14 protein-coding genes and 1 tRNA gene are annotated in these 21548 nt (G+C 39.7%); 7 read left to right on the top strand and 8 right to left on the bottom strand.

Annotated features, from left to right (window positions below):
• Nucleotides 1-12: 12 nt before the first annotated feature.
• Nucleotides 13-897: a molybdenum cofactor synthesis domain-containing protein gene (locus ACN0TV_RS15880; protein ID WP_417364150.1), complete on the top strand. Its 885-nt coding sequence runs from the start codon at nt 13-15 to the stop codon at nt 895-897.
• 21 nt (nt 898-918) lie between these two features.
• Here ACN0TV_RS15880 and ACN0TV_RS15875 read toward each other — a convergent pair whose 3' ends face one another.
• The 7 genes from ACN0TV_RS15875 to nirB all read right to left on the bottom strand — a co-directional run bounded on the left by ACN0TV_RS15875 (nt 919) and on the right by nirB (nt 12431).
• The gene (locus ACN0TV_RS15875) at nt 919-2382 is read right to left on the bottom strand and encodes a rubredoxin (protein ID WP_417364148.1); all 1464 of its coding nucleotides are present in this window, start codon (nt 2380-2382) and stop codon (nt 919-921) included.
• Nucleotides 2383-2387: 5 nt separating this feature from the next.
• Complete coding sequence (locus ACN0TV_RS15870) at nt 2388-5912, bottom strand: molybdopterin-dependent oxidoreductase (protein WP_417364147.1); 3525 nt, start codon at nt 5910-5912, stop codon at nt 2388-2390.
• A gap of 462 nt (nt 5913-6374) precedes the next feature.
• A complete protein-coding gene (locus ACN0TV_RS15865) occupies nt 6375-7019 on the bottom strand; it encodes a response regulator (RefSeq protein ID WP_417364145.1) in 645 nt (214 codons plus the stop codon).
• A gap of 53 nt (nt 7020-7072) precedes the next feature.
• Complete coding sequence (locus tag ACN0TV_RS15860; RefSeq protein ID WP_417364143.1) at nt 7073-8848, bottom strand: ATP-binding protein; 1776 nt, start codon at nt 8846-8848, stop codon at nt 7073-7075.
• 27 nt (nt 8849-8875) lie between these two features.
• The gene (locus ACN0TV_RS15855; protein ID WP_417364141.1) at nt 8876-9460 is read right to left on the bottom strand and encodes a DUF4202 domain-containing protein; all 585 of its coding nucleotides are present in this window, start codon (nt 9458-9460) and stop codon (nt 8876-8878) included.
• A 12-nt stretch (nt 9461-9472) separates the two neighbouring features.
• Nucleotides 9473-9850 carry a nitrite reductase small subunit NirD gene (gene nirD / locus ACN0TV_RS15850; protein WP_417364140.1) on the bottom strand — a complete coding sequence of 126 codons (378 nt, stop codon included), beginning with the start codon at nt 9848-9850 and terminating at the stop codon, nt 9473-9475.
• Between the two features lie 67 nt (nt 9851-9917).
• Complete coding sequence (nirB, locus tag ACN0TV_RS15845) at nt 9918-12431, bottom strand: nitrite reductase large subunit NirB (RefSeq protein ID WP_417364138.1); 2514 nt, start codon at nt 12429-12431, stop codon at nt 9918-9920.
• A gap of 218 nt (nt 12432-12649) precedes the next feature.
• Between nirB and ACN0TV_RS15840 the strand changes: the two genes are divergently transcribed.
• The 6 genes from ACN0TV_RS15840 to ACN0TV_RS15815 all read left to right on the top strand — a co-directional run bounded on the left by ACN0TV_RS15840 (nt 12650) and on the right by ACN0TV_RS15815 (nt 19501).
• The gene (locus ACN0TV_RS15840; protein WP_417364136.1) at nt 12650-13375 is read left to right on the top strand and encodes a M15 family metallopeptidase; all 726 of its coding nucleotides are present in this window, start codon (nt 12650-12652) and stop codon (nt 13373-13375) included.
• 77 nt (nt 13376-13452) lie between these two features.
• Nucleotides 13453-13917: a DinB family protein gene (locus ACN0TV_RS15835; RefSeq protein WP_417364134.1), complete on the top strand. Its 465-nt coding sequence runs from the start codon at nt 13453-13455 to the stop codon at nt 13915-13917.
• A 195-nt stretch (nt 13918-14112) separates the two neighbouring features.
• Nucleotides 14113-17343 carry a cytochrome c biogenesis protein CcsA gene (gene ccsA / locus ACN0TV_RS15830; RefSeq protein ID WP_417364132.1) on the top strand — a complete coding sequence of 1077 codons (3231 nt, stop codon included), beginning with the start codon at nt 14113-14115 and terminating at the stop codon, nt 17341-17343.
• An 89-nt stretch (nt 17344-17432) separates the two neighbouring features.
• A complete protein-coding gene (locus ACN0TV_RS15825) occupies nt 17433-18602 on the top strand; it encodes a trans-sulfuration enzyme family protein (RefSeq protein WP_417364131.1) in 1170 nt (389 codons plus the stop codon).
• A gap of 43 nt (nt 18603-18645) precedes the next feature.
• Nucleotides 18646-19362 carry a bacillithiol biosynthesis deacetylase BshB1 gene (bshB1, locus tag ACN0TV_RS15820; RefSeq protein ID WP_417364129.1) on the top strand — a complete coding sequence of 239 codons (717 nt, stop codon included), beginning with the start codon at nt 18646-18648 and terminating at the stop codon, nt 19360-19362.
• Between the two features lie 63 nt (nt 19363-19425).
• Nucleotides 19426-19501, top strand: a tRNA-His gene (locus ACN0TV_RS15815).
• A 242-nt stretch (nt 19502-19743) separates the two neighbouring features.
• Here the strand turns inward: ACN0TV_RS15815 and ACN0TV_RS15810 are convergent.
• A complete protein-coding gene (locus tag ACN0TV_RS15810; protein WP_417364127.1) occupies nt 19744-21324 on the bottom strand; it encodes a M28 family peptidase in 1581 nt (526 codons plus the stop codon).
• Nucleotides 21325-21548 lie beyond the last annotated feature (224 nt).

Below are 21548 nucleotides of genomic sequence, written 5' to 3'. Positions count from 1 at the left end.
TCCTTGAGCAGTATGGACGATATAGGGCATCATATTACAGCAAATTGTGTAGCCATCGCACAGATCGAAATTCAGATGGATGAAAGGGCATGGCAGGTTTACAATGCATCTGTATTTGCTTCGGTTCAAGTCGCCGTAGAATTGGCGGTAAAGAACGCCTCTGGAGTGATTCCCGGGGTGCATATGGCAGCATTTGATGCCATTACCCTCTCCGAAGAGCGGGTTGCGGATAGCTTGGTTTATCAGCTCAATATACAAGCCATACACAAAACGACTCTAGATAGTCAAGTCTTGTATGGTCTTTCGGTAGCCGGTGTAAGCCTTATGCAGTTGATTAGTCCAAAAGGGAGTGTAACTCTTGGAGCTCCTAAAATTATAAAAAGCAAAAATCCTTATGTTGCAGATAAAAGAATGTACCCAAGTGGGCTTACCGCAGCTGTGGTCGTTTGCTCTGATAGTATCTCGGATGGATCTAAATCAGACGCCGCCGGTAAGGCTATTATTGCTGAATTAGAGAAATATCAAGTCAAAGTTAAGCACTATCAAGTTATTCCTGATGAAAGTAATATCATTTCTCAACGTGCAAGCAGCCTTTCCAAGGATCATCATCTGTTAATCTTTACAGGTGGGACAGGCCTCTCTCTAAGAGACGTCACACCTGAGTCGCTTGAGCCATTATTAGAACGGAGAATTCCAGGTATCGAAGAGACTATAAGAGCCTATGGTCAACAAAGGGTGCCTTACGCTATGTTATCCAGAAGTGTCGTTGGAACCATAGGCAATTGTTTGGTGATGGCCTTGCCAGGCTCTACTAATGGTGCTCGAGAATCCATGCAAGCGGTCTTTCCGAACTTACTTCATGTCTTTAAAATCCTAAGAGGACAAACACAGCACTGAGTCCATAGGAGTTCTTCGTGATTAATTTGTAGTGATCCTCGGCTGTTGTATAGGTTTGAAATTTGATTTTGGAGCCTCACAAAGGCAGCAATGATAAGTCTCTGCCAAGAGTTCAAATGGAGTATTTTTTGCTATATTCTGACTCGGATCTCCGTAGTTTTGGTCATATACAGTAAGACAGTCACTGCACTGATAAACTGTTCGGTCACTAAGGGGTTTTGCTTGTGGAGTGTTTGCTACTTTTATCACTTTTTCAGAATCTTCTACGAGCTCATCGAGACCTTGAAAATACTGTTTACTGAGTTCCATTAACAGGCCCGGCAATTCCATTTTATCTATATCCATGGCATAGGTTATATAGACCCTGGTGTTAGGGTCGAAATTTTTTGCAAAGCGTAAATTATAGGTAGCCCTAAGTTTGAGATGGGCTTGATCAAGTGCCGGAGGATTGCGCTGAATTACAATGGAAGTGAAGTGAATCACCTTGCTACTGTCCATAGATATACCAATGGTAAGGCCATAGGTGCTGATATCATAACTGTCCAATTTGGAGACCAAATAATTTTTCAGTTTGAGCGCCTTAGGATCTCCAACGGGAAGATGCCAGTTGAGTTCCAGTTGAGAATGGCGAATATTAATACCGTGATTACCTAAGCATTTTTCCCATTTTAATTTGGACTCTACAGGGATTCCTTTAATGATAAAGGATTTCCAAGGCGTGATGCATATTTTTCCTATTTTGGACTGCGCACAAAGCTCACATAAGGCAAGTAAGAATGGGAGATCATAGTTATTATTTCGCCAGTACAAGCCTAACCAGTATTTGTCAGTACTCATTTTATTCATCCCCTCATAATAGGGGAAGGGTTGAAATGGATTGTTTAAAGGACAGTCAATGGTTCTGTTGTTAGTCTCTATGCTATCGTTAATGAGTTCAAAAAGGGTGTCTATGGATTCTAGCTCTTCCTGAACTAAATTTTCGATACTTTTGGTTATGGTAGCAATGTCCCAGCTGTATATTAATGCGGGATAAAGTTCTAGGGAATTCCAATTCGGCATTTGAAGATAGCAATACCAGTAATCCTCGTGTTTGGAGGCTATAAAGTTAATGTGGCCACTAAATAATGGAACTAATCGTTGTAGAGGATCAACGATGTTTACTTTTAGCTTTGGTTGGAATTTAAACTGCTCTAGGATGTATAGGTAACGGTCACCGGTAAGCCAAGGCGTATTTGCTAGAATATCAGTGGATGCATAGGAACACACTATATTCTCTACCTCTTTTTGATGTGGGTCTATGCAGTATACATCGGCATTAAACACTATATCCTTTACCGATAGGTCGGTTGCAAATAAAATATCTTGCCTGGAACCAAAACTGATATGGTTTAATCCCGCCTCCATAAGTGGCTTAACAATCATTTTTAACTCCCCCGGTGAGAGCACGCCCCCCTTTATCAGCAATCTATAATAATCCTTTTTCATGGCTGTTAAATTAGTGCGATTTTATTTTTAAGCAGTTCTCTTATTTCTGTTTTACAACTGCCACAACCCAGACCTGCTCCTGTCTGCTGACATAAGGTGGTAAAATCCGTATGGCCAGCTTGGATGGCTTCTTGAAGGTTGCCAAGTCCCACTTGACCACATGAACAAACGAGCGCACCCTTGACTTCTTTAGTGTTGGCGGTGGATCGTAACAAATGGTTTCTTTTGTCGGATAACTCAATTCCCTTTGAAATCATTTCTTTGAATTCTGCGAACTCATTTTTATCTCCCATAAGGATGGCGCCAATCAAATGATCATCCTTGACAATACATTTTTTATAGTAACGCTTCTTGAAATCTGAAAATACAATCTCTTCATAGGAGGGATCATTCTCCGGGACTTTAAGTGTTCCAATACTACAGAGGTTGAGGTCATTGAACTTTAAAATATTCATGGGTACAGAACCATTATAGACGCTGCTAATGTCCCCGGCGAGATAATTAGACAATACATCTGCCTGTTCTTCGGCTGCCGCTGTTATGCCAAATAATTGATTGTTAAATTGGGCGATTTCACCGATTCCAAAAATAGAGGGGTCAGAGCTTTGTAAGTGCTCATTTACTTTTACCCCTCTACCACAATCTAATTTTGCTTGTTTGGCTATCGCAATATTGGGAAGCGTTCCTATAGAATATACCACGGCATGAGCTGTAAACATTTTTCCACTTTTAAGAGTGATGGCCAATTCTTTATTTTCGGCATAATCAAATACTGTGCTTACTTCGTTGTCAAAATAGATTTGAACTCCTCGTTCTTGAACATCCAAGGCTAGTAATGTACTTGAGGTTTTATCTAACTGCCTTTCCATAAGACGAGAGGATCTTTGTATGATGGTGATTTTTAAACCTTGATGTTTTAAGGCTGCTGCTAATTCCAGCCCCAAGAGGCCACCACCGACGATAACGACATGTTTTTGTGGTGTCGGAAGCGGGATATGATTCAGGTGTTCTTTAAAACGATCTGCATCAGCTTTGGTTCTCATGGTAAATCTACCAGGCAACTCCAACTGTGCATCTGAAGGAATAAAAGGACTACTTCCCGTGGCTAGTATAAGTTTGTCATAACTATACTGTCTTTTATGAACATCGACAACGATTTTGTTAACCTTATCTACCTCGACAATACTGCTGTTGTGATGAATTTTAATTTTGAGTTTACCGAGCTGCTCCTGCTTTATTTTCTTCAATTGCTCCCATGATAATTCTTCGGTGATGTATTCTGGTAAAAGTACCCGGTTATAGAAAGGATGGGGTTCTTGTGAGAAGACTTCAATTTCGTCCGTGGAGTTTAGGTCCCTGAAATTCTGAATAAACCGAAACGCTGCAGCACCTGCACCAATAACTAAGATTTTTTCTACAGGCTTTACATACTTTGATATTGAAACCGCAGTAAATTTAAAATCAGGTTCTTTGGATTGAGGATCGACAATGGTGTTGGTAAGGTTGTTTACTCTGCCGAGATCACTTTGTAATATTTTCCCCCAGTGCATGGGCACAAACAAAACACCTTCGCGTACCGCATCGGTAATCTTAACTTTTAGACGTATGTTACCGTTTCTACTTTTTACCTCACAAATATCCCCATGCTTGATGTGATGGATATAGGCATCCACAGGATGAATCTCAATTTTGGGTTGGGCATAATGCGTATGTAACCGCGCCACCTTTCCAGTTCGGGTCATGCTGTGCCACTGATCTCTAATACGTCCGGTGGTCAGAATTAGAGGGTATTCAGCGCTGGTAGGTATAGAGGCGTTATTGACACTGTATGGAACATTGAATTTAGCCTTTTGATTCGGGGTGAAAAACTTATGGTCCACAAATAGTCTTGGTGTACCGGGGTGTGCAAAGCTGGGAACCGGCCATTGCATATTCCCCTGGGTTTTAAGTCGATCGTAACTTAGCCCGGAAATATCGATATTCGTGTTTTTGGTCATCTTACAGTATTCTCTGTAAATCTCCTCACTGGATTGATAGTTGAATCCTCTAAAGCCCATATGAGCGGCGAATTCGCAAAGAATCTCTACATCGGGCCGTGCTTCTGCGGGCGCTTGGATGACCTTAGGTAAATAACTAATTCTTCGCTCAGAATTGGTCATGGTTCCTTGTTTTTCTAACCAACCGGCAGCTGGTAAAAGTAAATCGGCAAATTTTGTCGTGTCTGATTTATGAGAAATGTCCTGTACCACGACGAATTTAGCATTAGCTAAAGCCTTTTCAACCCTTCGTACATTAGGCATGCTTACCAGAGGATTAGTCCCGATTATCCAGATCGCCTTTAAATCACCTTTTTCTAGGGCTTCAAACATTTCGGTGGCTGATAAACCTGGCTTAGCAGAGATCTTACTGACGCCCCAAAAGTCAGCAACTTCTTTACGGTGTAGAGGGTTACTTAGCTCTTTATGAACAGCGAGCAAACTGGCCATACCACCGACTTCACGGCCGCCCATAGCATTGGGTTGCCCTGTTAGTGAAAAAGGTCCAGCCCCTGGTTTACCAATCTGGCCCGTAATAAGGGAGAGGTTGATCAGCGCGACATTTTTATCAGTCCCAATGACACTTTGATTCAGGCCCATGGCCCACATGCTGATAAATCCTTCTGACAAACCGATCATATCCGCAGCCTTTTTGATGTCCTTCTCAGGTACTCCACATACTCTTGAGGCTTGTTTTAAGCTCACCGAAAGTATTTGCTCTCTGTAGTTTTGATAGTTGTCTGTATGGTTTTTGATGAATTCATAGTCGATAAGTCCACGCTCTAATAAACGCCTGCCAATGGCATTATACAGTACTATATCTGTACCAGGTATGAGTTGAAGGTGGAGATCTGCGAAATTAGCAGTATCTGTTTTTCTAGGGTCAACCACGATGATTTTTACATCCGGATTATGCTCTTTGTGCTTTTCGATTCGCCGAAATAGAATAGGATGGCACCAAGCTGGGTTGGCACCTGCAAGTAAAAAACAATCTGCAAGTTCTATATCTTGGTAGGATATGGGAACGGAATCTTCCCCAAAAGTGTTTTTATAACCAACCACACTAGAGCTCATGCATAGTCTAGAATTGGTGTCTATGTTATTGGTGCCTAAAAATCCTTTAGTCAATTTATTGGCGATATAGTATTCTTCGGTTAAACACTGTCCTGAGATGTATAAGCCAACACTGTCCGGTCCATATTTTTTTATCATTGAGGAGAACACTGCTGAAGCTCTTTTTAAAGCCTCATCCCAAGCAACGCGTTCTCTCGGATGTGATTTACTCCATCGCATTTCAGGATAGAGGATTCTGTCAGAGATATCATTGGCGACATAATGTAAATTCATCCCTTTGGAACACAACATTCCTTGGTTAACCTCATGGTCCGGATCTCCTTTAACTTCGACCTTGCCTTGAGTGTCCTTTGTGACAAGTATCCCACACCCAACTCCGCAATAGGAACACGTTGTTTTTACTGTTTCTTTCCCTCTCATATGTGTGATTTTTTACTAAGTTCAATAAATATTTTTACAATACGAACATGCACATGACGATTTGCCAATGCCCTAATTTAGGAGGGTAGTAGTTTTGATATTCTTAAATTTACCCCCTTGATTTTGATGATATTAGGCTGTTGGATCGCTTGTATTTTTCGAATTCAGTTGAACAAGACCTCTCAATCATAAATTGAATGCTACGGAAGCATAGCGTGGTGCAAAACCTAAAAGTGTCCTAGGATTGCAACAGTCATATTCACGCTCGAATCAGCGCTCAATTTGATTGTGATTCATATTCAGTCTAACTCGTGTTTCTGGATTAAAATTAAGTAGAAATACTTAATTTATAAAAATGAGAACTGCTTATTTCAGAAGAATTATCAAATTAGAAACAGCAGCGTTTTGAAATGCGTTTCCGGAAAATTTAGGGGGTAGAAATTCACAATTTCAGAATAGCCCTTAGGCCAATTGATACTCACGTGCTTTGTTGGCGAGTTCCACAGGATTCTTAACATCCATTTTTTTCATCAGATTAAAACGATGCACTTCGGCAGTACGCTTACTGATTTCTAATCCATCAGCTATTTCTTGATTGCTCATTCCTTGTAATACCAGGTTTAAAATTTGCAATTCGCGCTTGGTCAAATTAAAATCGTTCTTTGGCTGCAATGGTTTTTGATGCATAATAGTACTGATAATACTTGAGGAAACCTCTCCGGTAAAGAATTTCCCCCCGTTTGCAATAATGCGAAAGGCTTTAATTATTTCTTCTTTAGTAGCCCCTTTAAGTAGGTAGCCGTCTGCACCAGCCTTAATTGAATTCAGGACATATTCTTCTGAATCATGCATGGAGAGTAGTAAAGTTTTTATTGATGAGCCCTGGGCTTTTAATTTTTGAACAACTTCAATTCCTGTAAGCTTTGGCATTCGAATGTCGAGCACCAATAGATCTGGTACAATGTTTTTCACTAATGCTAACGCCTGTTCACCATCATTAGCATCACCGATAATTTCAAATTCAGTAGAATCTTCCAACATGGCTTTGATTCCAGTGATAACTAGTGGATGATCATCTACAAGGATTAGTTTGATTTTTCCCATCATATCTGTTTCTAAGTACAAAAGTAGTGTAAAATACGTACTTTGACGCAATGGACCTACACAGGAATGTTTAAAGTCACTCGAGTACCAACTTTTTCACTAGAGGAGATGTATAAACGCCCATTGATGTATGCAATGCGTTCTTTCATAAAGGTGATTCCCATGCCTTGGTGTGTATCTTGAGTTTGGGCATCCTGCGGATCAAAGCCTTTTCCGTTGTCGTCGATGACAATACTTAGCATATCTTCACTATGAGATATGCTGATTATGATCTGGGAAGATTCTGCGTATTTAATAGCGTTGTTAACGGCCTCTTGAACGATTCTGTAGATGTTGATTTCGACCAAGGGTTCGAGCCGTAAATTAAAGTCTGTTTTGTTTGTGGTGATAATTTCTTTACCTGTAAATTTGGAGAGCTCTTGACTTAACTTGGAAAGAGAGGCGGCGATACCGTAGTCGGCAAGTTCCGGCGGTGACAGGTTAAAGGTTGCACTGCGCACCCCTGTGATGATTTCGGAGGTCAAGTTTTTTAATTGTTCGACTTTCTCCGCTGTGGCTTCAATATTGTTAGGTTGAACACTCTCTATGGTAAATTTCAGGCCTGTTAGCATTTGTCCAATACCATCGTGTATATCTTTCGCAATCCGGTCCTGTTCCTGTTCTTGATTTTCTATAATTTTGGATGAAAGCTCCTTTTGTCGATTCATCTCCAACTCAAAGTGTTCTTTGGTGAGTTGGCTAATCCGCATTTCGGCCTTTTTTCGTTGAGTAATATCAAAACAAATTACAAGCAAAGCCTCGTCGTTATTTTCTCCATGGTAGGGATTGATGGATATCTCGAACCAACACGGTTCTCCTTTTGGATTGCTTCCCTGGATCTCTCCCTGCCAACCTGTATTTTTGTGGGTGCTTAGGATGTTGTTAAAATACTCTTGATCCCTTTCTTCTTTGGCTATAAGTTCTGAAAATTGAATTTCAGTATCATTAGGATTATAATTAAAAAACCTTGAGAATTTACTTCCCGCGCTGATGATATATCCTTGTGGGTCAATTCTAGCATATAGCAAACTTTGCTCCATTACGGAATTAAGCGTCTGTAACTGATTGACTGAGTGTTGTTTTTCTTGACTGAGAATATCAGAACTTCGCGCTTTCTCTTGAGCAGTCCTCTCTGATGATAATAGTTCCTTAATGATTTTACTACTGTATTTTGCTGCTGGTCTTAGAATGATGAAAAAGCCAACTAAAAGCATCACAACCCCAAGGGCTAGTAGGACTATCAGAAGGGTTTGAAGGCTTTGTATATTTTGCTCAATACGATCTTGGTAAAGTTTGATAAGCGGGTCGAGCTCGCCTAAATACTTATTTTCTAGTTTTAAAACACCTTCTACCTCGGTTTGAATTGCAGAAGTTTGGCTTGGTGTCTTAAGTTGTTCAATAGTTGATTTGACAGCCGTATAGTAGTCTTTGAAAGATTCATCTAATGCTGGGATAAACTCCCTGTCTTGGGTTTTTAAATCTTGTAATTTGTGAATTAAGGAAGTGTGAACACCCTTCCATTGCGTTAAAGCGGTGCTTAATTCTACCTTAGTTACTTTTTCTGGTGTTTTATATGGAGTCGTGACCAGCGCTTTACTTATTTTCTGACTCAGTATCCGTTGCTTTAAAGTCGTGTTGAGTAAGGCGGTGTTATTCTCCTGATCCTCTAACTGAGTGTTGACCATGCCATAACCAACGAAAAAACAAATGCCAATGCAAGTAATGGTGATCAAGAATAGTCTTTCCAATCTAACAAAAGTAGTCTGATCCAGTTTTTTTGTCTCCACATTCATCACCTCGTGCTATTGCGTTTTCTATTTCTAAGACAAAGCCTTTTCGATCAAAGCACGAGTAGGAGTGCTTAGGTTCAAAGCTAAGGCAGCTGCTTGTCCTTTTTCGGACATTTTGGCCCAAGTTTTCTGAAGAATGCTGATGAGTTTTTCTTCGGTGTGTTTTTCAGAAAAATCAACAAAGTAATAGTCCAAGAACACCAGACAAACCACATCTTCAAGGGTTTGAGTATCATTGTTTTTCTTGAGTAATTTTTTTTGGATTAAATCACCTACCTCTTTAATGAACTCTGGGTCATAGCCTACTTTATCTAATATTGACCCCGTGAGTTCCGCGTGCATTTTTTTGAGATCTGTACGCCATCTTAGGTATCCTGCACGATCCATAGGGTAAACCTGGCGATCAATTTTCCAACGTGCAATATGCTGCGCTCGCGCCGCAATTTTAAGGCTTTCTTTGGCCTGGGGTTCAAATCGGTCAAGGGCCTCACTCATACGCTGGGCATATAACAATTCTTTCGGATAGTCATTGCCCTTATAATGCTCAGTATTTGGGTCCTGTGCATTGAGTTGATCGATCTGTTGAATGGCTTGATGAAATTTTTCTTGACTCATTTATTGGTGTAATTAATCTACAAAGCCAATATACACATTTTCATTTTCAATTTTGACGGGATAGGTGGCTAATTTGAGTTGATCTCCACATAAACTTTCTCCATTTTCTAGAGAGAAGGTTTTTTTGTGCAAGGGGCAGGCTACTTTAGGAATTCCACTAAGATCGCCAATCATTCCTCTGGAAAGAACCATTTCCATTTTATGAGGACACAGATTTTGACAGGCATACCACTGATTACCTCGTCCAAAATTATAGACAGCTATTTGTCTTAATTTGTACTTCACACAAGCGCCTGCGTTTTCCGGGAAATCAGAAACTATTCCCACTTTAAACCAATGCATAACTTTGTGTTGAGGGACGGTGTCGTATTGTTGGAGCAGTTGTTCCATAGTGTATCATTTTGGTTTTGAAATTATTTTAAAATCACGGTCAGTTTAAGCTTGATTTTCGATTTAATTAGGTCCATGCCTTGGGCATCTTCTGGTCTCGTAAGGGTACAAATGTTAGGGTGTCATCACTATGGTCAGAGTTGATAAAATGTTTAAAGCGCTTACTCATTTCTGGATCTTCTATGGCCTCTTTCCATTCACACTCGTAGCGATTTACCAAGCCTTGCATTTCATGTTCTAGTTCTGTGACTATTCCTAGAGAATCCTCTACAATCACCTTTTTTAGATAATCTATTCCTCCGTCTAATTTCTCAAGCCATGCCGCAGTTCGCATCAGTGGTGCTGCAGTACGAATGTAAAACATCAAAAAGCGGTCTAAGTATTGAATACAGGTCTTTTCATCCAGTTGCTGCGCTAGCAGTACGGCGTGTTTAGGGTTAGCGCCCCCATTACCACATACATATAAATTCCAACCTCCTTCCACAGCAATAAGTCCGAAATCTTTACCTCTGGCTTCCGCGCATTCTCTTATACATCCGGAAACACCACCTTTGAGTTTGTGTGGTGACCTCAGGCCTCTATACCTATTTTCAATTTCAATGGCAAAGGACACGCTTTCGTGCATTCCAAAACGACACCAGGTAGAACCTACACAACTTTTTACGGTGCGCAATGATTTGCCATAAGCATGTCCACTTTCAAATCCAGCCTCGATAAGTTCCTTCCATATAAGAGGTAGCTCATGTAATTGAGCTCCGAACATATCGATACGTTGCCCCCCGGTTATTTTGGTATAGAGGTTAAATTTTTGAGCGACCTCTCCCAGAACGATCAGTTTTTCTGGGGTAATTTCACCACCTGCAACACGGGGAACAACCGAATAGGTGCCATTTCTTTGAATATTTGCTAAAAAGCGATCGTTAGAATCTTGAATTTCGACTTGTCTGTTAGCTGTTTCCATATAGATGCTCGAAAAAAGAGAGGCCAATAATGGCTTACAGGTTTCACATCCATATCCATTACCAAAAAGGTCTAAGGCTTGATCAAATGTGGTGATCTTATTGATTTTGATCAAGTCATAGAGTTCTTGTCTATTAAAATTAAAGTGCTCACAAATAGTTTGCTTTACTTCTTTTCCAATCGATTTTAAAGTGCCATTAACCAGGTCACTAATCATGGGCTTGCATCCGCCACAACCTGTTGTGGCTTTTGTTACGCTTATCACATCAGAGAGGCTGTTACAACTACCATCAGCAATTAATCCACATATTTGTCCTTTGCTGACACTCTCACAGGAACAAATCTGTGCAGTATCCGGTAAATCTAGCACATTAGCTGAGCTGCTAGTCTGAGAACCTCGCGAACCAAGGATGAGGTCTTCTGGATTTTCTGGAAGCTTCATTTGGTTGCTGTACAATTGGAAAAGACCATTGTAATCTGAGGTGTCTCCAACTAGGATTCCTCCGAATAGTTTTTGGCCATCTTTACTTATATTGATTCGTTTGTAGATGCCCTTGAACTTGTTTTCATAGGTAATCACAGACACACTATCATCTGAGATAAAAGGATCGCCAAAACTTCCCACTTCAGTCCCTATGAGTTTTAATTGAGTGGACATGTCGATTTCTGAGTTCATGATGGACTCCGAGTCCTTTAGTAGTTGTGCTACTGCCACCTTTGCCATGTCATAGCCTGGGGCTACCAATCCATAAATGGACTGGTTGTAGAGCGCAACTTCTCCTATGGCATAAATATCTTTTTCAGAAGTTTGCATTCTGTTGTTCACTTGGATTCCTCCGCGATCACCAACAGTAATTCCGGCAGCTCTAGCCAACTCATCCCTGGGGCGTATTCCTGCAGAAATAATTAAGATATCGGATTTTAATTGGGAGTTATCACTAAACTCCATAGCTTCTATGGAGGAGTCTCCTAGGATGGATTTGGTGGATTTTTCTAATAGTACACCTATACCTAAATGTTGAATTTTTGAAACCAATAAAGCGCTAGCTGTATCATCCAGCTGTCTTGGCATTAGTCGTGAAGCAAACTCTATGACATGGGTGTTTAGTCCTAAGGCCTTGGCTGCATTTGCGGCCTCTAAACCGAGTAGGCCGCCACCTAAGACAACAGCGTCATTTCGTCCTTGCTTTTTGAGGTGTTTTGCGTAGGTTTTGATAGCGTCCAAATCTTCCAAGGTTCTGTAAACAAAAACGCCTTTTTTATCGAGTCCTTCAATAGGCGGGATAAAAGCTGAAGATCCTGTTGCAATAATAAGTGAGTCATAAGGGAAGACTTCATTTTTATAGGTGGTAATTTGTTTGTTCTTCGGATCAATTTCTGACACCAAAGAAGAAGTATGTAATTTGATATTGTTCTCTTGATACCACTCTGTCGAGGCAAGTAAAAGCTGCTCCGCAGATTTCTCATTCATATATTCACTCAAATGAACTCTGTCATATGCCGGCCTTGGTTCTTCTCCAAAAACCGTGATATCAAATTCATCACTTCGTTCGGAACTCACTAGTTTTTCACAGAACTTATACCCGACCATTCCATTTCCGATAACAATAATTTTATTCATAAGTAAGTGATTTACGTATCAAATATACGTATTAATACTTATTACAAACTAATTAACTTCAATTAAATCTACGTAAATCACTTATTTTTAAGGATAATGAAAATTTTGGCCTTCCTTTTAATAGATGTTTAAAATTAGGGGTCCTGAATTTTTGATTTGACGTTCGGGCTTTTAGGTAGTCCCTAAATTTTTTCTACATTTGATAAATAAGTTTTTATATGAAGTTGTTTTTAGTACTCAGTATAGTAGGTCTCTTTATAGGTTGTAAGGAGCCGTCACAAAAGAAATCCATTAAGCAGCCGAAGCTTAAAACTGTAGACCTTACCGCAGTAGTGGACACTGTTGTAAAGGTTCCTGAGGTGGCGAAAAAACAAGTACCTGATTTAAACACACTTGCGGATACCACCTTCGTACGATTGGCGGATTATAGCGATGATTTTGATTATGATATGCGCTATGCTACAGAGAATAACTTTTTAAAAGCTCAGGTGTATGAATGTGGGGAGTGCTACGTTCGTGCCGTTACGGCAAAGGCATTACTTAAGGCGAACAAAGCTTTTATGGAGCAAGGATATCGCATTAAGTTCTTTGATTGTTACCGACCTCATGATGTGCAAAAGAAAATGTGGAAGATTGTTCCCAATGCCACCTACGTTGCAAATCCTGCTAAAGGTTCTATCCACAATAAAGGAGGAGCAGTAGATATTACCTTGACCACCTTGGATGGTGAGCAACTCGATATGGGAACGACCTTTGACTTTTTTGGAAGGAAAGCTAGACATGCCTATCAGGATCTACCTATTGAGGTCTTGGACAACAGAAAACTCTTGAAATCTGGAATGGAGGCCTTTGGTTTTGGTGCCATTACTTCTGAATGGTGGCATTATAATTACAGGCCTACCTTAGGATATCAGGTAGCGAACTTTCGTTGGGACTGTGAGTAGGAGCGTGCTAAATAGTGGCAAAACAGTATATTATTCACAGGTAAACATGTAAATTAAAACCATCTCAATCGATTTTTATGGAAGGAAGTGAAGGGATGCGAATTCGTAGTTTATTTGAAGATTTGTTTGATGGCAATCCATGGTTGGATGTGACCATTGTTGCAAACCTTTGTAAAATTGATGCGGAAATGGCGTCGTCAAGACCGCTTAAAAATTGTAATACTATATGGGAGATTGTCAATCACATGATCAGCTGGAGGGAGAATGTCTTGAGGCGCGTGAATGGTGATGAATTGGTAAGCCCAGAAAACAATTATTTTCAAGAGGTTGAAGATACCTCTGAAGATGCTTGGGTAAAAACCGTAAAAGTCTTAGGACAAAGCCAACAAGATTGGATGTCTTATCTGGAAAACGTGAAAGAAGAAGATTTAGCGAAACAGTATAGGCCAAACATGATGGATTACTACAAACATATCCACGGAATATTACAACATGATGCCTACCACCTTGGCCAAATTGTACTGCTTTTAAAATTTGTTTAGGTTAGCTAAACGGACTAGATTTCCTGAATTTTATTTTGGATTATTGGTGGATTACAACTACCTCGATCCTATTTCGGGTACTTTTGTCGGATTCCCCACAAGTCCAATGTAATTAAACGAATATTTAACGTTTAAACTCCTAAAAAGACCTTATTTTTGCCATCGGAAAATCAATTGGTAAAATCAGCATATCTAATGTTAGACTCCCTTAAGAAAGTACTATTCTCTACGCGATTAATGGCCATCTTGTTTGTAGTATTTGCAGTAGCCTTGGCCATGGGTACCTTTATTGAAAGTTGGTACAATACAGAAACTTCAAAAATTTGGATTTATAACACCTGGTGGTTCGAACTGATCATGTTATTCTTTGTGATCAACTTCTGTGGTAACATTAAACGTTATAACTTATCTAAAAAAGAAAATTGGCCCGTCCTAATGCTTCACCTTTCATTTATCATAATTCTGGTGGGTGCAGGGGTTACTCGTTATATTGGTTATGAAGGCATTATGCCGATAAGAGAAGGTCAAACTGTGGACTATATGTTGACCCAGAAAAAGTATGTGACTGTACTTGTAGATGGTGAAATCGACGGTGAGCCTAAAAGAAAATCGTTAGAAGACGAGATTATGGTTTCTAAAATGGGGCGTAAAACTTCCCTGCCTTGGAAGTCAGATTTTAATGGACAGGATTTCAAAATATCCTATGCGGGATTCATACAAGGTGCTGAAGAAGGCCTAATTGAAGATGAAAATGGGGAAACTCACCTCAAGATCGTTGAAGCCGGAGGAGGAGATCGACACGATCATTACCTTAAAGAAGGAGAAGTTACTAATATTCACAATATCTTATTTGCTTTAAACAAGCACACCCCAGGGGCAATCAATATAACCGTTACAGATTCCTTAAGTACTATTGAACCGCCATTTGAAGGCACTTATTTGCGAATGGCTGATCAGTTTCAAGGAGAGGTGACAAAGGATAGTGTACAGCCACTTATGTATCGTTCATTATACTCCATGGCAGGAATGCAATTTGTTCTTCCAGATCCTGTAGTAAACGGATACTACGGAATCGTCGAAACAGAAGAAAAAATGCCGAATCAAGCTGATGCTTTGATTTTGGATGTAACCACCAATGGTGAAACCAAGCAAGTACGTCTATTAGGGGGAAGTGGAATTATCAGTAAACCGGAATCCATTAGTGTTGGTGGTTTAGATTTCCACTTAAGTTTTGGCTCTATTAAAGTAGAATTGCCATTTAGTATTACCCTAAACGACTTTATAGCAGAGAAGTATCCTGGTACAGAAAAAGGGTATTCCTCTTATATGAGTAGGATTACTGTTAATGATGAACGCACCTTTGACTTTGATATTTATATGAACCACGTGCTTGATCATGGCGGACATCGCTTTTTCCAAGCGAGTTTTAATCCAGATGAAAAAGGAACCATACTGTCTGTAAATCACGATTGGTGGGGAACTTGGATTACCTATCTTGGATATACATTGTTGTACATAGGTCTTATCGCTATTATGTTTGTTGGTAATACGAGATTTAGAAAATTAGGAAAGATGCTTAAAAAAGTTAAGGCTAAGAAAGCGGGAATGACTGCAATTCTTGTGCTGTTTCTTGTAGGAAATACGTGGGCTCAGGTTTATGAAAATGAGCCAAACAAAGATGAGCACGAACATGCCCATGTGCAACAAGAGGAAGTAGAGGCAGTTGATAATTCACATCTGCATAGAGCTCCTACCAAACATGAGGTGGATTCTATTTTGAAAACCACTGTGGTCAGTAAAGAACACGCTGCCAAATTTGGAGCCTTGGTGATTCAGGATTACGAGGGAAGGATGAAGCCTGTAAATACCTTTGCTTCTGAACTTATGCGTAAAATACATGGTTCTGAAACATTTATGGGAATGGATGAAAATCAGATTTTGCTCTCCATGTTACAAAACCCTCCACTGTGGTATAATGTGGAGTTTGTCTATATTACAAAGAAGAATGATAGTATTCGTAAAATTGTTAACGCAGCAGAGGGTCAAGAATACTTGAAGGCCGTCGACTTTTTCGAAGGTCTTGACTATAAATTAGGCCCATATTTAGAGGAGGCCTATAGCACAAATACTCCTAATCAATTTCAGAAGGATTTTAAAAATTTTGATTTAAAACTAGGACTTTTAAATCAGGCCTTAGGAGGGAACATCTTACGAATTTTCCCCTTGCCTGAAGATGAAAATAACAAGTGGATTTCCCTTACCGACTACCATAAAGGGGAGTTCCATGTGAAGGATAGTCTTTATGCAAACTTCATCAATAAGTCATTATCGTTTTATTTAATGACTTTAGAGAATGCTAAACGCACAGGAAACTACGATCAAGCGGATAAGTTACTCGATGCTTTCAAGCAAAACCAAAGAAACTACGGTGGAGAGGTTATGCCTTCTGATCGTAAAATTGATATTGAACTGAAGTATAATAAATACAACATATTTGAAGAGCTTCTAGTGTGGTATCTCCTTGTCGGAATCGTATTGTTTACGGTCATAATCTTACAAATATTCAAGAACAACTCCATTTATGAAACCATTGTTAAGGTAGGTAAAGTAGCACTCTTGGTTTGTTTCTTGCTACACACTGCAGGTTTGATTGCACGCTGGTATATCAGTGGACACGCGCCATGGAGTGATGCCTATGAAAGTATTTTGTTTGTAGGTTGGAGTACTGCTGCTTTAGGGTTAATATTTGGACGTAAAAGTGATTTAACAGTGGCTTCAACAGCCTTTGTAACCGCAATTATACTGTTTGGTGCACACTTAAACTGGATCGATCCGGCAATCGCAAATTTACAGCCGGTTTTGGATAGTTATTGGTTAATGATCCACGTTTCGGTAATTGTGGGAAGTTATGGTCCTTTCACTCTTGGAATGATCTTAGGATTGGTTACCCTGTTCCTAATGATTTTCACCACTGAGAAAAATAAGAAACGCATGGCTATTAATGTCCAAGAGCTTATTATTATCAACGAAATGGCCTTGACGGTTGGTTTAGTGATGTTAACAATAGGAAATTTCCTTGGTGGACAATGGGCTAATGAAAGTTGGGGACGTTATTGGGGATGGGATCCTAAAGAGACTTGGGCGCTGGTTAGTATCATGGTTTATGCCTTTGTAATCCATATGCGTCTTGTGCCCGGACTAAGAAGTAAGTGGGCATTTAGTTTTGCCAGTGTTATTGCTTTTGCAAGTATTATGATGACGTATTTCGGAGTAAACTTCTACCTGGTTGGGCTACATTCATATGCGAGTGGAGACAAGGTGATTACACCAAATTCGGTATATTATTCAGTAGCCTTTGTATTTATAATTGGGGCTATTAGTTACTGGCGCTTTAAGAAAATGTATTCGAAGAAAAATATTGATTGATAGTGGAATAATATAACAGATGTTCTTGTAAGTTGGATATTTATTTAAAGACAAAAGCTTTAACTTTGAACTTTAAGTAAAAAAAACTAATGAAAACGGAAAACTTTAAACTCAATACTACATGTGTACACGCAGGTGAACTTGAGGACAAACAATTTGGAGGAGCAATTTCTCCTCTGTTTCCCTCAACCGCCTATCCTTTTGAGCATGTGGATGAAAAACGCTATCCAAGGTATTTTAACACACCAAACCAACAAGCATTAGCTAAGAAATTAGCAGCCTTGGAGTTTGCGGAATCAGCACTTATTTTTGGGAGCGGTATGGCCGCCATTAGCACCGCCGTACTTGCATTTCTGAAATCTGGTGATCACGTCGTGCTTCAAAAGGAGCTTTATGGAGGAACGCATAACTTTATAGTAGAGGAGTTCAAGCGTTTTGGAATCCAATATAGTTTTGCTCAGGGAAAAAATGTCGATGATTTTGAAAGAGCCTTAGAGTTTAATACCAAGGTTGTCTATTTGGAATCTCCTTCGAATCCTTTATTATCCGTGTTGGACATTCAAGCCATAGCCGAGATGGCAAAGTCAAAAGGAGTCTTGTCGATGATTGACAATACGTTCGCTTCTCCTGTAAATCAGAATCCAATTAAACTTGGTGTTGATATCGTTATTCACAGTGCTACCAAATATTTAGGTGGACACAGTGATATACTTGCAGGTGCCGTATGCGGTAGCGAGGCTCATATACAACAAATACATTCCTTAGCTAAAAACCTAGGTGGTACCTTGAGTGATTATACGGTATGGCTACTAGAACGTAGTATTAAGACGTTGGGAGTTCGTGTTAAAGCTCAGAATCGAAACGCTAAAAAGCTTGCGAAATACTTCAGCAAAAACCAGGCGATTTCAAAGGTGTTTTATCCAGGACTTTCGTCACATCCAGATCACGCCATTGCTAAAAAGCAGATGAGGGGTTACGGAGGTATGATGTCCTTTGAATTAAAGGAGGATATCGACGTTTCCAGGTTCTTGGATGCATTACAAATTATAAAACCTGCAATGAGCTTAGCAGGTGTTGAGAGTACGATACTATCGCCAGCTCAAACCTCACACGCCTTATTGACAGCAGAGGAAAGAGAAGCTCAGGGGATTAGTGATCGTGTTTTAAGATTCTCAGTAGGAATTGAAGATAGGAAAGATTTGATTGCTGATTTTGAACAGGCTGTTGCAAAGGTAAGAGCTCAACAACTAAAAGCATAAATTAAATGTATTGCGATACATGACACTTTAAAAGCACACTTTAATGAAATTAGATATTCTGGCATTTGGAGCACATCCTGACGATGTGGAGTTGGGATGTGGTGCAACCATAGCCAAAGAAATTTCACTGGGAAAGTCAGTGGGTATTGTCGATTTGACCAGAGGTGAGTTGGGTACCAGAGGATCAGCGGCCATTAGAGCAACCGAAGCAGAGCGATCAGCCAAAATACTTGGTGTGACTGCTCGGGAAAATTTAGGCTTTGCTGATGGCTTTTTTGTCAACGATAGGGAACATCAATTGAAAATTATTGAAATGATACGCAAGTACCAACCGGAAATTGTGTTGTGTAATGCTGTTGAGGATCGACATATCGATCATGGAAAAGGGAGTAAGCTTGTCAGTGACGCCTGCTTTTTGAGTGGCCTGATAAAGGTTCAGACTACCCATCAAGGTGCGTCTCAGAATCAATGGAGACCTAAACAGGTATATCACTATATCCAATGGCAGAATTTGACTCCTGATTTTGTGGTGGATGTCAGCGGATTTATCGATAAAAAGATTGAAGCTATCAAGGCATATTCTTCGCAATTCTATGATCCAAACAGCGAAGAACCTGAAACGCCAATAACGAGTAAGAACTTTTTTGACAGTGTTGATTACAGGGCAAAAGATCTTGGAAGGCTCATTGGAGTGAGTCACGCTGAAGGGTTTACTGTAGAACGATTGTTGGGAGTGAATGAGTTAGGTGATGTGATCTAAAAAAGTTGATAATTTTCTTTGCAAATGAGGTAAATTAATTTACATTTGCATCCGCAATTATACGGTGGTTGTAGCTCAGTTGGTTAGAGCGCTGGATTGTGGTTCCAGAGGTCGCCGGTTCGAACCCGGTCTTCCACCCAAATGCTTCTAAAAGCTCCTTTTTTAAGGAGCTTTTTCTAATTATACACCAGACCCCACTTCTAACTTCGTTGCCTTTGCATTAGTTTTTGTTCCTATTTTAAGATCGATCTGATTACTTTCATTTTTACCAAGTCCATTGCTTTAAGGAAAGTTTAAAATTGAGGCATAAAAAAAGTGCTTCTTCTATTGCTGGAAAAAGCACTTTAATCAATTAATCAGTATTCTATCTTTTAACCTTCTTTACTCTTGTGGAGTAGCTTTGTCTACTACAATTCGATCTGGTCTGTTAGCAACTTCCCAAGCGGTATGGAAAACCAATCTCGCTCTGTTTCTCAAAAGATCGTAGTTGATCTTGTCTGGAGTGTCAGTAACCTTGTGATAGTCCTCGTGAGTACCGTTAAAGTAAAATATAATTGGAATATTGTGTTTTGCAAAGTTGTAATGGTCACTTCTATAATAGAAACGGTTTGGATCGTTTTCATCATTATAAGTGTAATCTAATTCTATTTGCGTAAACTCTTTATTTACAGCTTCAGAAATGTTATGTAATTCTGTACTGAGTTTATCAGATCCAATAAGGTAGATGTAGTTTCTGTCTCCCTCTCTTTCAGGATCTATTCTACCGATCATATCGATGTTAAGGTCAGCTACCGTGTTAGCCAATGGGAAAATTGGATTATCCGTGTAATACTGAGAACCAAAAAGTCCTTTTTCTTCGGCAGTTACGTGTAAGAATACAATAGATCTTTCAGGACCATTACCATCTGCTGCTGCTTTTTTAAATGCTTCAGCTATTTCTAACATGGCTACGGTACCACTACCGTCATCATCAGCACCGTTGAACACATCTCCGCTTGGATCTACACCTACGTGATCAAGGTGAGATGAAATGACAACATATTCATTAGGTTTGCTTTTTCCTTTGATAATAGCAACTACATTCTCAGAATCTACATCCTTAGTAACGCTCTTAACATTTAAGGTGATTTGCTCTTCTAAATCTTTTGCAGTGTTATTGCTGTCGATCTCAGGATAGATACTGGTTGCAACATCTTTATTGACGAATATATAAGGGAGTTTTTTCTCGTCGCTCTTTAGCGCCATATTTCCACCACTTTTTGATTGGATGAAATAATCATATCTGCGTTTTGAACGGTTGTAGTACTGATCATCGTAATAGATAATTCCTTCAGCACCTTTGTCCGTAGCGATATCAACGCGTTGACTTAGGGTTTCTCTCCAGTTGGACCAAACCCCGGCTTGATCATCTCCGCTAAGGATATAGTTTCCGTTAGCATCTTTTGGCTCTCCAATTTTGATGAGGACATATTTTCCTTTGACATCAATATCCTTGTAATCTGAATATCCGTCAGTCTCGATACCAAAGCCTGCATAGACTACATCATAAGATTGGTTTGGTATCGTAGAAAAGGTGATGATCCCTTCTCCTAAGGTGTAATCAGTGTCTGCGATAGTGATAGATCCAGTAGGGATTCCACTGATTTCTAAAGGGACATCTTGAAAATAATTTTCGCCCCCTTGTGCTGCAGCAACATCTATATCCTGGTAGTGATTTTTGATATATTCAACTGCTTTCTTTTGCCCAGGTTCACCGGTGTTCCTTCCTTCAAATTCATCGGAAGCATAAATGTAGAGATGTTTTTTTAAATCCTCTTCGGTGATGGTTTCTGCGTATGCAACCCTTTGTTCTTTAGTAGCTACCTCTTTTTGGGCTACATCGCTGCTTGTAGTGCTGTCATTGTGCTGCGCACTATTACATGACATGGCTAAGAATAGCCCTGCGAATAAAACTTTATTCATGTTTAGATTGTTATTTAGCGTGTTATTTTTCAAATATAAGTTGACTCTTTGATATATTGGTAATTTTTGACCTAATTACTTGTTAAAATTGCCTGTTTTCGATTTGTTCGGATTCCCTTTGATTATAATCTGCTATTCAGTAATACTATGTAAGGCGGCGTAACTTATAGGATCTTAGGTCAGTTATATACCATGGGTATTGCTTTAGTATTATTACTAAACGA

This window comes from Galbibacter sp., assembly GCF_048266365.1.
Classification (GTDB): domain Bacteria; phylum Bacteroidota; class Bacteroidia; order Flavobacteriales; family Flavobacteriaceae; genus Galbibacter.
The sequence above is the reverse complement of the archived record's forward strand: the minus strand, read 5'-3'. Positions and strand labels throughout refer to the sequence as shown.

Excerpts from the sequence above, each read along its gene's own strand:
- ACN0TV_RS15860 (WP_417364143.1), bottom strand. The coding sequence starts at position 8,848 with ATGAATGTGGAGACAAAAAAACTGGATCAGACTACTTTTGTTAGATTG.
- ACN0TV_RS15855 (WP_417364141.1), bottom strand. The coding sequence starts at position 9,460 with ATGAGTCAAGAAAAATTTCATCAAGCCATTCAACAGATCGATCAACTC.
- ccsA (WP_417364132.1), top strand. The coding sequence starts at position 14,113 with ATGTTAGACTCCCTTAAGAAAGTACTATTCTCTACGCGATTAATGGCC.
- ACN0TV_RS15870 (WP_417364147.1), bottom strand. The coding sequence starts at position 5,912 with ATGAGAGGGAAAGAAACAGTAAAAACAACGTGTTCCTATTGCGGAGTT.
- ACN0TV_RS15825 (WP_417364131.1), top strand. The coding sequence starts at position 17,433 with ATGAAAACGGAAAACTTTAAACTCAATACTACATGTGTACACGCAGGT.
- ACN0TV_RS15880 (WP_417364150.1), top strand. The coding sequence starts at position 13 with ATGGACGATATAGGGCATCATATTACAGCAAATTGTGTAGCCATCGCA.
- ACN0TV_RS15840 (WP_417364136.1), top strand. The coding sequence starts at position 12,650 with ATGAAGTTGTTTTTAGTACTCAGTATAGTAGGTCTCTTTATAGGTTGT.
- ACN0TV_RS15865 (WP_417364145.1), bottom strand. The coding sequence starts at position 7,019 with ATGATGGGAAAAATCAAACTAATCCTTGTAGATGATCATCCACTAGTT.
- ACN0TV_RS15835 (WP_417364134.1), top strand. The coding sequence starts at position 13,453 with ATGGAAGGAAGTGAAGGGATGCGAATTCGTAGTTTATTTGAAGATTTG.
- nirB (WP_417364138.1), bottom strand. The coding sequence starts at position 12,431 with ATGAATAAAATTATTGTTATCGGAAATGGAATGGTCGGGTATAAGTTC.
- nirD (WP_417364140.1), bottom strand. The coding sequence starts at position 9,850 with ATGGAACAACTGCTCCAACAATACGACACCGTCCCTCAACACAAAGTT.
- ACN0TV_RS15810 (WP_417364127.1), bottom strand. The coding sequence starts at position 21,324 with ATGAATAAAGTTTTATTCGCAGGGCTATTCTTAGCCATGTCATGTAAT.
- ACN0TV_RS15875 (WP_417364148.1), bottom strand. The coding sequence starts at position 2,382 with ATGAAAAAGGATTATTATAGATTGCTGATAAAGGGGGGCGTGCTCTCA.
- bshB1 (WP_417364129.1), top strand. The coding sequence starts at position 18,646 with ATGAAATTAGATATTCTGGCATTTGGAGCACATCCTGACGATGTGGAG.